This is a genomic window from Mesorhizobium marinum, from assembly GCF_040813675.1.
Lineage (GTDB): Bacteria > Pseudomonadota > Alphaproteobacteria > Rhizobiales > Rhizobiaceae > Mesorhizobium_K > Mesorhizobium_K marinum.
On record NZ_JBFOCI010000001.1, the window covers coordinates 477,298 to 489,640 of the forward strand.

A 12,343-nucleotide genomic window follows, 5' to 3' on the forward strand; every position below is an offset into this window, starting at 1 on the left:
GGCGGAACCCCGCAAAAAACTGCGATTTCGAGCTGTCCGACCATGGGCTTTCGTAGGCTGTTGGCTGAGAGACCGGCAACCTAGAGCCTTTCACGGTGGGATGGAAGCGCGGGGGCCGCAAAGATCGGCCGCAAAAGCCAGGTTTTCCAAAGCAAAACGGCCGTTCGGCCGGGCTTTTTTCGCAGCCGGGCGCAAGTGATCGCCGGTTGGCCGCGCATCCCCCTCCCGCTTGGCGGGAGAGGGGCGTCGGCGTGACTTGCTGGCGTCAGCCGCCGTGCGCGGAGTGATCGGCGCCGCCGGCCTTTTCGACCGCGAACTCGACCTCGACCGTGCCGGCCTTCTCGAAGGTCAGCGAGCCCGGGAACTTTTCGCCGGCCACGGCCGGGGCCTTCAGGTCCATGAACATCAGGTGAAACGAGCCCGGCTCTAGCTTGATCTCGCCGCCGGCCGGGATTTCGATGCCGCCCGCAACAGGCCGCATGATCATCACGCCATCCTTCATGGACATTTCGTGGATCTCGCCCTTGCCGGCGATCTCGGCGCCGACCGCGACAAGGCGGTCGGGCTCGGTGCCGCCGTTCTTGACGATCAGGTAGCCGGCGGCGACCTTGGCGCCCGGCAGCGTGGCGCGCGACCAGGGATGATCGATCTCGAGGTTGCCCAGCTTGTACTCATGCGCGGCCGCCGGGGCTGCGATCAGGATGGCCGCCACCAGGGCTGCCGCGGCACGGAAAGAATAGGTCATGACTTTGCTCCGATGATTGCGTCCGCGCCGCATGGCGGTCTGCGAACGGTATGCTGCTTGTCTGGTCGTCTTGCCATGCCTTCTCAAGGCACGGCGTCCGAGTTCAGGCAGCAGGCGGAGCGCGCGGGTTCGCGGGGCTGCGCGTCGGAAGCACCGTTATGGTCTTGGGCGTGGGCACCGTGATTGCCGCGGCCGCGGTCTCGACAGCCGGCCACACCGGCGCTGCCGGCAGGTCCGCCACGGGCTGGAACAGGCCGCCGCAGGACAGCAAGCAGCAGTCCGGCATGTGACCACCGCCGTGGCCGCCGCCCCTCGGGCTTTGTCCGGTGCTGCCATCGACGCAGATGATGTTTCCGAAGATGTCGCGCTGGACCGGCGGCGCGGCGAAGGCGGCTGCCGACTGCAGCACGAGCGCCAGCACCGCGACGAATGCCGCGATGCGTGCCGTTCCTGCTTTGAAAGTGCTTTGCCGCATGGACTGCCCCGGAAGACGCGACAAGACCTAGCATGCCTGCCGGCCGGCGCATACCGGAGCCGGTGTCATGCGGCGACTTGTCTCCGCTGCCATGGCGGCTCAACCCACCGGGATCACGTCCACGGCCTGTTCGCCGGCCTGGCTGCCGGTCGTCCTCAGCACGCCGACGATCGGGGCCACGTCGGCATAGTCGCGGCCGCAGCCCGCGGTGATGTGGTCGTTCGAGGCCCGCATGCCGTTGGTCGGGTCGAACTCCAGCCAGCCCGTCTCCAGTCCGCACCACACCATCACCCAGGCGTGCATGGCGTCTGCGCCTTCGAGCCGGTCCTTGCCGGGCGGCGGGATGGTGCGCAGGAAGCCGCTGACATAGCCGGCCGGAATGCCGAGCCCCCTCAGCCCGGCGATCATGACATGCGAGAAGTCCTGGCAGACGCCGCGCCGCAGCGCGAAGGCGTCGGCTGCCTTGGTCGCCACCGTCGTCGCCTCTCCGTCATAGGCGAAATCCCGGTAGATGCCGTTGCAGAGATCGTCGGCGATGGCGGCCACGGAAGCGTTGCGGCCGGCGCTTTCGCGGGCATAGGCGGTGATGGCGTCGTCGATATCGACGAAGTCGCTCGCCGCTGCAAAATGATGCGGTGAGTCCGGGGCAAGCGACCGCACGGAGGCGATCTCGCCGAAGAGCGTGCCGAGGCCGGGCGAAACGTCGAGGCCCGGCTCGGGCCGGGACACCGAGACGCGCGCGCTCATGCGGATGTCCAGCGCTTCATAGACGCCGCGGAATGCCGCCGAGGTCACCGCATTGCCGAAGAAGTCGACAAAGTCGGAGCGCTCCGTTGGCGTCGGCTCGAAGGAAAGCGATGAAGCGATGACCCGCTGCACACCGGCGATCGTTCGCGGCGTGACCTGTACGTGATGGCGGCTGCCGCCGGCGGCGTCGTGGTAGTCGTAGTGCAGGTGAAGGCGGATGTCGTAGAGCATGCGGCGGCTTCTCTATCGGGTCAGGCAAAATAGGCTCGCGCCAGGCTGCTGTAGAGCCCCGCGATGTCGTCGGCCAGTGCATCGAGCGTGTCGGTCGACAGGTCGGCCGGGTCGTCGGTCGCAAGCGCCGTGTGCAGCCGCAGCACGTCCTTGGCCGCCGGAGACAGATGCCCCCGGTCGCTGCTCTCCGGCAGGTGTGCGATCTCCTGCTTCATCCGGTCGAGCTGATAGAGCACCGAGCGCGGGTTGAGCGGGTCGAGCGCCAGCAGGTCGATCAGGCTGCGCCGTCCGGCGCTCGCATATTGCCGGCGATGGGTCATGACGCTGTCGCCGATCTCCAGCATCATGTCGAGCGCGCCGTCGGGTGCGTCCTCGCGCGTCAGCCAGGCCAGCGATCGCGCGATCTGGATGGCGCGTTCGAGCCTGCGCCCGATTTCGAGGAAGCGCCATCCGGTGAACCGGTACATGTTTTCGCTGAGCAGTCCGGAGAAGCCGGCCAGCTTGCGCAGGATGACGGTCATCGCGCGGGTGGCGTCGTCGCCGGGCTGGACGGTGCCGGCGAAGCGGTGCACCGTGTTCGAGAGGTCGCGCAGGGCGAGCCATCCGTCTGGCGAGAACCGGTCGCGCACCTGGCCGGCGCTGTAGGCCGCGCTGTCCAGGGAGCCGATCAGCGCCTCCGGGATCGCCGCCTCGGCCTCGATCCCGTAGCGGGCGAGATAATCGCGCATGTCGGCGAGCAGCGGCATGTCCGGGTCCGACGTCTCGGCGAGCCGGACATGATAGGCGCGCAGGATGCGCGCGGTGTCCTCGGATCGCTCGATATAGCGTCCGAGCCACATCAGGTTCTCCGCCGCGCGGCTGGGCAGCGTTCCCGGCAGGCTGCGCTTGAAAGCGTCGCGTTCGCCGGGCAGCAGCGTCTCGTGGCGGACCGGGCTGCCGCTGACCACCCAGACGTCGGCCGCCTGTCCGCCGCGCTGCATGGCGATCGCGGTGTTGTCCAGCGAGAAGCCGACGCGGGCGAAGCCGCCGGGCATTGCGGTCCACCCGTTGGCGGTGCGCGCGACGTAGACGCGAAGGCTGGCCGGCCTCGGTTCGAGGACGCCGCCGACGAAGACCGGCGTCGTCGACAGCGTCACCGCCTCCTGTCCGACGAAGGCTGCGCCGTCCCTTTCGATCCGCGCTACCAGCGCCGTGCGCTCGCTCGCGGCGAGGCGGGAGCCGAGAACTGTGGCGTCGTCGTCCTCGAAGGGCAGGCGGGTCGACAGCGCCGGCCCGACCATCATGCGGTCCAGATTGTCGATCACCGTTCGGCGGTCGGCGGCGCGGCCGCACCACCATGTCGCGACCGCCGGCAGGTCGAGCGGCCTGCCGTTCAGCGCCTGCGCGATCGCGGGCAGGAATGCCGAAAGCGCGCGCGTCTCCAGTATGCCCGAGCCGAGCGCGTTCACCGCGGTCACCGAGCCGGCGCGCAGCGCTTCGGTCAGACCGGGCGTGCCGATCCTGGAATCGGCGCGCAGTTCGAGCGGGTCGGCGAAGGCGGCGTCGAGCCGCCGCCACAGCACGGTCACCGGCTGCAGTCCCGATACGGTGCGCACCATCAGCCGCCCGTTGGTGACCGTCAGGTCCCCGCCTTCGAGCAGCATGATGCCGAGGTAGCGGGCGATGTAGGCGTGCTCGTAGTAGGTTTCGTTGAGCGGTCCCGGGGTCAGGATGGCGGCGCGCCCGGCCGGCTCGCCCGCCATGCCGGTCAGCGCATCGCGAAACCGGCGGAAGAAGCCGGCGAGGCGCAGCACATCCATGTCGCCGTATATGTCGGACAGGGCGCGCGTCGTCGCGACGCGGTTCTCCAGCGCGAAGCCGGCGCCGGAAGCCGCCTGCATGCGGTCGCCGAGCACCCACCAGCGCCCGTCCGGTCCGCGGCCGAGGTCGAAGGCGCAGAAATGCAGGAAATGTCCGCCGGCTGGCCGGATGCCGGCGAGCGGCCTCAGATATTCCGGGCTCGACGCGACCAGCCCCGGCGGCAGCAGGCCCTGCCGGACCAGCCGGTTCTCGCCGTAGATGTCGGCGCAGATCGCTTCGAACAGGTCGGCGCGCTCGGTCAGCCCGGCGCTGATCGCCGTCCACTCCGTCTCGTCGACCAGCATCGGCACATGCGCCAGCGGCCATTCGCGCTCATTGGCGCCGTCGCGGTCGTAGACGCGGTAGTAGACGCCGGCGTCGCGCAGGTACTGGTCGGCGCGGGCAAAGCGCGCCTGCAACTCCTCCGGCCCCAGCGCGTCCAGCGCGGCGACGAAGTCCGTCCAGGCGGGGCGCGGCCGGCCGGCCGCATCGACCATCTCGTCGAGCACGCCCTCGATGGGACGGTAGGAATCGAGCAGGAGGTTTCGCGGCGGCTCCGTTCGCGGGGCCTTCATCGGAGAAGTCCCCCCTCCGCCAAGGCGGCCCGTTGCGAGAACCTGCGCGACCGCACGCCTCCTCCTTCGAGGGAGGGGCGTCCGGCAGGCCGGGAGGACGTGAATCGGAAGCCGATCATGACCGATCAGATGCCCGCCGGCCTCCTCAGGTCAAGCGTGAGCGGAAACTCTCCAGAGCCTTGTTCGGCCTTCAGTTCGTAGCTTCCCGGCGTATAGCCCTCGGCCTGGAACCGCGCGAGGCGGCGCGCCTCCGCTTCGTTGGCGTTGACCGGGAAGGTCTCGTAGTTGCGGCCGCCCGGATGCGCCACGTGATAGACGCAGCCTCCCACCGCGCGGCCGGACCAACGGTCGTAGATGTCGAACACCAGCGGCGTGTTGACCGGCAGCGCCGGATGCAGGCCCGAAGCCGGCTGCCAGGCCTTGTAGCGCACGCCGGCGACCGCGATCTCGCGGTTGTCGGTCTGCTTCAGGGGCACCGGCCGGCCGTTGCAGGCGACCGCGTGTCGTTCCGGGTTCAGCCCGTGCGTCTTCACCTGCAGGCGCTCGACGGAGGAATCGACGAAGCGCACGGTCCCGCCGATCGCGCCCTGTTCGCCCATGACGTGCCAAGGCTCCAGGGCCTGCCTGAGTTCAAGGCCGATGCCCTGCGTCCGGATTTCGCCGCAGAAGGGGAAGCGGAATTCGAGCTGCGCGTCGAACCATTCCGGGCGGAAGGCAAATCCGTTCCGATAGAGGTCCATGAGCACGTCGAGAAAATCCGCCCAGACGTAGTGCGGCAGCATGAAGCGGTCGTGCAGCGTCGTGCCCCAGCGGGTGAAGCCGCCGTCGAGCGGCGCGCGCCACAGCCGCGCGATGATGGCGCGCACGAGAAGCTGCTGCGCCAGGCTCATGCGCGCATTGGGCGGCATCTCGAAGCCGCGGAACTCGACGAGGCCGAGCCGGCCGGTCGGCCCGTCCGGCGAGAACAGCTTGTCGATGCAGATTTCCGAACGATGCGTGTTGCCGGTGACGTCGGTCAGAAGGTTGCGGAACAGCCGGTCGACCAGCCAGGGCAGGGGCGCCTTGCCCTCGTCGGGCAGGGGCACCTGCGCCAGCGCGATCTCCAGTTCGTAGAGCGAATCGTGTCTCGCCTCGTCGATCCGCGGCGCCTGGCTGGTCGGGCCGATGAACAGGCCGGAAAACAGGTAGGACAGCGAGGGGTGACGCTGCCAGTACAGCACCAGGCTCTTCAGCAGGTCCGGCCGGCGCAGGAACGGGCTGTCGTCGGGCGTCGCGCCGCCCACGACGACATGGTTGCCGCCGCCGGTGCCGGTGTGGCGGCCGTCGATCATGAACTTGTCGGCCCCGAGCCGCGACAGCCGGGCTTCCTCGTAGATCGCCTCGGTCGTCGCCACGCAGTCCTTCCAGGTCGATGCCGGGTGGATGTTGACTTCGATCACGCCGGGGTCGGGCGCGACGCGGATGACGTTGAGGCGCGGATCGTGCGGCGGCGCGTAGCCTTCGATATGCACCGGAAGGCCGGTCTTCTTCGCGGCGTTTTCGGCAGCCGCGACCAGTTCCAGATAGTCTTCCAGCGCCTCGACGGGCGGCATGAACACGCACAGCCTGCCGTCGCGCGGCTCGACCGAGATCGCCGTGCGCACGGCGCCGCCGATCTCGCCCAGTTCCTGCTCGACGCGTTCCTGCCCGGCGGTCGCCGCCGTGAAGGAGGCCGCCGCCTGGTGTCGCCCGAACTCGTCCGCGTTGTCCGCAGCCGGCGTCTCCGGCAGGATGTCGGCGCGTGGCGCCAGCCCGCCGCGCGGCGTCGAAGGGTCGACGGGCACGACATAGGGATAGCGCGCCGGCGGAACGTAGGGCAGGGTGCCGAGCGGCAGACGGTAGCCGACCGGGGAATCGCCCGGAACCAGGAACAGCCGGCCGCGCCGGGTCTGCCACTTCTCCGAGCGCCAACGGCGGGGGGATGCCGCCGCCTGGCTCTGCCAGCGCTGCACCGGCAGCACGTAGCCGGAAGGTTGCGTCAGGCCGCGCTCGAAGACGCGCGCCATGCGGCTGCGCTCCTCGGGATCGTCGAGCTTCGAGTTCGAGGGATCGACGTTGTCGGGCAGCTTGCCTTCCTTGAGCAGCCATTCCGCGGGGTCTTCATAGGCCTCGGCCACCATCGCGGTTTCCACGCCGAGTTCCTCGGCCATCGTCGAGAGCAGCCGGCTGGCGTCCTCCGCGGTCACGCGGGCGTCCGACGTCTCGCGCGCGATCAGCTCCGGGTCGGACCAGACCGGCTCGCCGTCGACGCGCCAGTAGAGCGAGAAGGTCCAGCGCGGCAGGCTTTCGCCCGGGTACCATTTGCCCTGGCCGTAGTGCAGGAAGCCGTTCGGCGCGAAGCGCTCGCGCAGCCGCCGGATCAGCGCATCGGCCTTTTCGCGCTTGGTCGGCCCGACGGCGGCCGTGTTCCATTCCTCGCTGTCGAAGTCGTCGATGGAGACAAAGGTCGGCTCGCCACCCATGGTCAGCTTCACGTCCTCGGCCGCCAGCACCGCGTCGACCCGTTCGCCAAGGCCGTCAAGCGCCTGCCAGCTCTCGTCCGAAAACGGTTTCGTTATTCTGGGATGTTCGGCGACGCGGTCGACCCGCATGTCGAAGGAGAACTCGGTCCTGGTCTCGGGCGAACCGGAAAAGCCGCCTGAGATCGGCGCGGCGTTGCGGTAGTGCGGTGTCGCCGCCAGGGGCACGTGGCTTTCGCCGGTCAGCAGGCCTGAGGTCGGGTCGAGCCCGATCCACCCGGCGCCGGGAATGTAGACCTCGCACCAGGCGTGCAGGTCGGTGAAGTCGACCGACGTTCCCGGCGGCCCGTCGAGCGCGACCAGGTCGGGTTTCAGCTGGATCAGGTAGCCCGAGACGAAACGCGCCGCGATCCCGAGGTTGCGCAGCGCCTGCACCAGCAGCCAGCTCGAATCCCGGCACGAACCCTTGCCGACGGCCAGCGTTTCCTCGGGCTCCATCACGCCGGTCTCCATGCGGATGATGTAGCCGATCTCGCGCTGGACCTGCGCGTTCAGCGCAACGATGAAATTGACCGTGTTGGCCTCGGTACGGTCGACGCGTCCAAGGAACGCCTGCAGCAGCGGTCCGGCCGGCTCCGGCGTCAGGTAGATCTTGAGATCGTCGGCGAGGTCTTCGGGATAGTCGAACGGAAAGTTCTCCGCCGACGGCTCAACGAAGAAGTCGAACGGGTTGTAGACCGTCATGTCGGCGATCAGGTCGACCTCGATCCTGAATTCGGTCGCCGGTTCCGGGAACACGAAGCGCGCCAGGAAGTTGCCGTAGGGGTCCTGCTGCAGGTTGACGAAGTGTTTTGCCGGCTCGACCTTCAGCGAGTGGCTCAGCACCTTGGTGCGCGAATGCGGCGCCGGCTGCAGGCGGATCACCTGGGGTCCGAGCATCACCGGCCGGTCGTATTTGTAGTGCGTCAGGTGATGGACTGCGGCGAGGATTGCCATCGAGGCTCCCGGAGATCGTGGACGACCGCAGTTTTCACGACTTCTGGCCGCTCGCCAAGCTCTTATTGCAGTGCGGCATCAATCGCCTTCGCGACCGTGTCGCCCTGTCGGGGCCTATCCGTCCTTCGGCGCGAAGCGCGCCACCAGCGAATGCGTCTCGCCGGGATAGGTCAGCACCACCTGCGTCACCGGCAGGTCGCCGCTCCAGGTACGCCGCTGCACGACAAGGCATGCGGCGTTGCGGGCGACGCCGAGCATCGCCGCGACGTGGTCGTCGGCGGGCATGGCGCGGATCCTGTGTTCGCCCGCGCTCCAGGGTATGCGGGCGACCAGCCAGGGGCTCGGCGCGACCGTCTCGAAGCTTTCCGACGCCGCTTCCGGCACGGCGGCGAGGCTGATCGAGCGCTGCTCCAGGCAGAACGGGGCAGGGCCGGCTATGTGCCGGCAGACCAGGTCGACGATCCCCGTTCCCGCCGCGAAGCCGGTGTCGGCCTCGTCCTTTCGGTTCGCCTCGCGCAGCTTGCGTGAGACGCGTTCGTAGCGATAGGGCAGGCCGAGCGCCTCGACCTCGGCGCGAATGTCCTGGATTTCCAGCACCGCCGCCTGGCTTTCGGGCATCCGCACGAAGCTGCCGCTGCGCCGCCGCCGCTCGATCAGGCCGGCGCGCGCCAGTTCCGACATCGCCTTGTTCACGGTCATGCGTGAGCAGCGGTATCCGTCGGCGAGTTCGTGCTCGAACGGGATGCGGTGTCCCGGCGGCCACTCGCCCGACAGGATGCGGTCGCGGATGTCGTCAAGGATGCGCAGGTAGAGCGCTCCGCCGCCGTCCTTGCCTGCCTCCGTGTCCATCGCCGCCCCCAGGGATCAGGCCGGCCTGGGCCGGCTGCTGCCGGCTAGCCGCCGGTCAGTTCCATCATGACCTGCCGGAACCGCTTGGCAACGGCTTCGGCGCGCCTGTGGCGGCCGCCCTCGACGAGACGCTTGCCGCCCACCCAGGCGCTGTCGACCCTGGCGCCGTTGGCGAAGATCCAGGCGTCCAGGATGGCGTCGCCGCTCTTGCCGGCGAGCGAGGGATGCGAGGGGTCGAGCGCGACGAAGTCTGCCGGCGCGCCCTCCGCGAGCCCGACCGCTGGTGTGCCGAGCGCGGCGGCGCCGCCCGCAAGCGCCGCGTCGAACAGTGCGCGCCCGTTGGACTGGCCGGGCTTCGCCAGCACGTTGCGCTGCTGGCGCAGGAGGCGCTGCGAATATTCGAGTTGGCGCAGTTCCTCGGCGACGCCGATCAGCACGTTGGAATCCGAGCCGATGCCGAAGCGTCCGCCTTTCGCCATGAAACGCCGGCCGGGGAAGGTGCCGTCGCCGAGGTTGGCCTCGGTGATCGGGCACAGCCCGGCGACTGCGCCGGCCTTCGCCATGTCCTTGGTCTCGGCCTCGGTCATGTGCGTCGCGTGGATCAGGCACCAGCGTTCGTCAACATCGGCGTGCCGAAGCAGCCATTCGACAGGGCGCGCGCCTGACCACGAGATGCAGTCCTCGACCTCGCGCATCTGTTCGGCGGCGTGGATGTGTATCGGGCCGCGGGGCGCCATCGCGGTTACTGCGGCCATTTCCGTTGGTGTCACGGCGCGCAGGCTGTGCGGCGCGACGCCGACCACCGCATGCGGCAGGGCCTTCGCCGCGGTGCGGCTCGATTCCATCAGGCGGGCGAAGCTGTCGACGTCGTTGATGAAGCGGCGCTGTCCCTCCGACGGGTTCTGGCCGCCGAAACCGGAATGCGCGTAGAACACCGGCAGAAGCGTCAGGCCGATTCCGGTCTGCGCCGCCGCGGCGGCGATGCGCTGCGCCATCTCGCCAATGTCGGCATAGGGGCGTCCGTCGATGTCGTGGTGCAGGTAATGGAACTCGCCGACGCGCGAAAAGCCGGCCTCCAGCATCTCGACGTAAAGCTGCGCGGCGACCGCCTCGACCTGTCCCGGAGTCATCGACAGCGCGAAACGGTACATCACGTCGCGCCACGACCAGAAGCTGTCGGCGCCGGGTCCGCGCGTTTCGGCCAGCCCCGCCATGCCGCGCTGGAAGGCGTGGCTGTGCAGGTTGGGCATGCCCGGCACGAGGATCGCGCAGCGCTCGTCGTCGGCCCTGGCCGGTTCGCCCGCCGCAACCGACGATATGATGCCGTCATTCGTCTCGATGCGGACGTCGCTCGCCCAGCCTTCCGGCAGCAGGGCGGTCTTCGCGACAAGCGAGGTCATTGGATATGCATCTCCACCTTCAACTCCCGCCGCCATCGCTCCGAATGGATGGGAACGGACGGCTGCCCGGCTTCTCCGTCCAGGCCGTGCGGCTATAGCACGTCGATGCCGGTCCACGCAGCCAAAGTCGCGCGATTTTCCACCGTTTGCACTTGCCCGGTCACGCCGCTTTCGCGGTGACGGCCCAGGCGCGCGCCGCCAGGGCGATCTGCCCGTCCGGCTGGCGCGGCAGCGCATGCGCCAGCGCATCGCGCAGTCCGTCGCGGGCCTCTTCCGTCAGGCTCGCGACATAACCCGGGGCGGGTCCGGCGCCGAGGGTGAACGGCCGCCAGTAGTCGTCGAAATCGGCGAACACAGTCGGCGTTTCGAGGGGCCGGCATTTCACCTTGAGCAACCCCGCCGCCTTCGCCTCATTCTCCAACTGGTCCGCCGTGCAGAAGGGAAAGCGCCTGTCCTCGGCCAGGTCGCCGGCCTTCGGGTCGCGGGCTGCCGCCGCCGACCAGAAGGCGCGGAGGAACTGCAGGCCGCCGCCCGGATAGTCCCAGACGTAGAAGGCGACGGTGCCGCCCGGCCGCGCCACGCGCCGCATCTCGGCCAGCGCCTTTGCCCGGTCGGGCACGAAGTTCAGCGCCAGCGCCGAGACGACGACATCGCGACTTGCGTCCGGCAGGTCCAGGGCCTCGGCGTCGCCGCGACGGAAGTCGGCGCGCGGGTCGGGCACGCCGGCGCGCGCCTTTTCGAGGAACCCTTCGGAGGGATCGATCGCGATCAGGCTGCTGGGATCGCAACGCGCCAGGATCGCGGCGGACAGCGCGCCCGTGCCGCAGCCGATTTCGAGCCAGTCGAGTTCCCGCGGCAGCGAAAGCAGGTCGAGAAACAGCGGCGCGATGCGCCGGCTCCACCGCCCCATGTAGATTTCGTAGGAATCGCCGGCCTGCCAGGCGTCATGTCGGGAAGTGCCGCTCATCGCGCATCCTCCTGCCCCGTTGGCCCACGTTAACGCCCGGGCGCCGCGCAGTCGAGCCTCTGGGGAAGGGCTGCGAGGTCGCGCAGGGCCAGGGTCCGGGCGTGGCGCCTAGCGCAGCGGGAGGCCGCGGCGCGCCGCTTCTCCGGGCGGCACCCGGCCGCCGACCTGGTAGACGAAGGACAGCACCCTCGTCGCGTCGTCGTCGACTTCGCACCGGTAGCTCAGATTGTACCACTCGCCATTCATGCGGAAGGCCGCCTTCTGGGCGTCGATGGTGGTGCCGGTGGTCAGCCGGTAGGAAGGCAGGAGATCAGGATAGTAGGGCGGCAGGGCGTTGCGCATCTGCTCGCGAAGCTCGGTGACGCAGAGCCGCCCGGCGCGGACGCCGCGCGGCACTTCGTTGATCGCTGTCGTCGCGACGATGTCGCCGGTCGCCGCGTGCGAGGACAGGGTCCCTCCCTCCTCGGGCTTGGCTTCCGCCGCCTTGTCGGCTTCGTCCGCGGGTGCGTCGGGCGATTGTTCCGCCTTTGGCGCCGGCGCTTCGGGGGCCTGTTGCGTCTGTTCGTCGGCGTTCGCGGCCGCCAGCGCCTGCGGCGCGGCGGCCTTCTGTTCTTCCGCGGCGCGTTCGGCCGGCGACGGGGCTTGGCCTTCGCGCGCGCTGTCGCCTCCTGGCGACAGCTTTGGCCCGGCATCCTTTTCGCCGAACTGGAACACCGGCCTCAGCACGGATTGCGGCGGCGGTTCGGCGTTTCCCTCGGGCGGCGGCGCTTCCTCGGCCTTCGCCTCGGGCGGCTTTTCCGGCTCCGGCGGCGGGGCCTTGGCCTCTTCCTGCGGCTCGGGCGGCACCAGGTCCACCGAGATCGCCTGCTCCTGTTCGGCTTCGAACGGCAAGACCGGCAGCCCGAAGATCAGCAGGAAGGCGGCGACCAGATGTGCGGCGAGCGAGGCCGGGAAACCCCACCCGAACGTCCTCTTCTGGTCGCGGCTGCTGTCGCTCATGGGCAGGATGTGGAACGAAAAC

General features: G+C 69.3%; 9 protein-coding genes. All 9 read right to left on the minus strand.

The genetic code is table 11. The features are described from left to right. Positions 1–265 precede the first annotated feature (265 nt). The gene (locus tag ABUE31_RS02305) at positions 266–745 is read right to left on the minus strand and encodes a copper chaperone PCu(A)C (RefSeq protein ID WP_367721879.1); all 480 of its coding nucleotides are present in this window, start codon (positions 743–745) and stop codon (positions 266–268) included. A gap of 103 nt (positions 746–848) precedes the next feature. Continuing rightward, positions 849–1,220, minus strand: coding sequence for a DUF2946 family protein (locus tag ABUE31_RS02310; RefSeq protein ID WP_367721880.1), 372 nt, complete (start codon positions 1,218–1,220; stop codon positions 849–851). 99 nt (positions 1,221–1,319) lie between these two features. After that, positions 1,320–2,198, minus strand: a complete 879-nt coding sequence (locus ABUE31_RS02315; protein ID WP_367721881.1) for a transglutaminase family protein — start codon at positions 2,196–2,198, stop codon at positions 1,320–1,322. A gap of 20 nt (positions 2,199–2,218) precedes the next feature. Beyond that, positions 2,219–4,612: a circularly permuted type 2 ATP-grasp protein gene (locus ABUE31_RS02320; RefSeq protein WP_367721882.1), complete on the minus strand. Its 2,394-nt coding sequence runs from the start codon at positions 4,610–4,612 to the stop codon at positions 2,219–2,221. Positions 4,613–4,737: 125 nt separating this feature from the next. Further along, complete coding sequence (locus tag ABUE31_RS02325; protein ID WP_367721883.1) at positions 4,738–8,106, minus strand: transglutaminase family protein; 3,369 nt, start codon at positions 8,104–8,106, stop codon at positions 4,738–4,740. A 114-nt stretch (positions 8,107–8,220) separates the two neighbouring features. Continuing rightward, a complete protein-coding gene (hutC, locus tag ABUE31_RS02330; RefSeq protein ID WP_367721884.1) occupies positions 8,221–8,955 on the minus strand; it encodes a histidine utilization transcriptional repressor HutC in 735 nt (244 codons plus the stop codon). Positions 8,956–8,999: 44 nt separating this feature from the next. Next, entirely contained in the window at positions 9,000–10,355 is a 1,356-nt protein-coding gene (locus tag ABUE31_RS02335) for a formimidoylglutamate deiminase (protein WP_367721885.1), read from the minus strand. A 160-nt stretch (positions 10,356–10,515) separates the two neighbouring features. Next, complete coding sequence (locus ABUE31_RS02340; protein WP_367721886.1) at positions 10,516–11,322, minus strand: class I SAM-dependent methyltransferase; 807 nt, start codon at positions 11,320–11,322, stop codon at positions 10,516–10,518. Between the two features lie 108 nt (positions 11,323–11,430). Continuing rightward, the gene (locus ABUE31_RS02345; protein WP_367721887.1) at positions 11,431–12,321 is read right to left on the minus strand and encodes a DUF930 domain-containing protein; all 891 of its coding nucleotides are present in this window, start codon (positions 12,319–12,321) and stop codon (positions 11,431–11,433) included. Positions 12,322–12,343 lie beyond the last annotated feature (22 nt).

Bases quoted from the DNA above. Each gene is read 5' to 3' on its own strand.
- ABUE31_RS02340 (WP_367721886.1), bottom strand. From the start codon at position 11,322: ATGAGCGGCACTTCCCGACATGACGCCTGGCAGGCCGGCGATTCCTAC.
- ABUE31_RS02310 (WP_367721880.1), bottom strand. From the start codon at position 1,220: ATGCGGCAAAGCACTTTCAAAGCAGGAACGGCACGCATCGCGGCATTC.
- ABUE31_RS02325 (WP_367721883.1), bottom strand. From the start codon at position 8,106: ATGGCAATCCTCGCCGCAGTCCATCACCTGACGCACTACAAATACGAC.
- ABUE31_RS02315 (WP_367721881.1), bottom strand. From the start codon at position 2,198: ATGCTCTACGACATCCGCCTTCACCTGCACTACGACTACCACGACGCC.
- ABUE31_RS02345 (WP_367721887.1), bottom strand. From the start codon at position 12,321: ATGAGCGACAGCAGCCGCGACCAGAAGAGGACGTTCGGGTGGGGTTTC.
- ABUE31_RS02320 (WP_367721882.1), bottom strand. From the start codon at position 4,612: ATGAAGGCCCCGCGAACGGAGCCGCCGCGAAACCTCCTGCTCGATTCC.
- hutC (WP_367721884.1), bottom strand. From the start codon at position 8,955: ATGGACACGGAGGCAGGCAAGGACGGCGGCGGAGCGCTCTACCTGCGC.
- ABUE31_RS02305 (WP_367721879.1), bottom strand. From the start codon at position 745: ATGACCTATTCTTTCCGTGCCGCGGCAGCCCTGGTGGCGGCCATCCTG.
- ABUE31_RS02335 (WP_367721885.1), bottom strand. From the start codon at position 10,355: ATGACCTCGCTTGTCGCGAAGACCGCCCTGCTGCCGGAAGGCTGGGCG.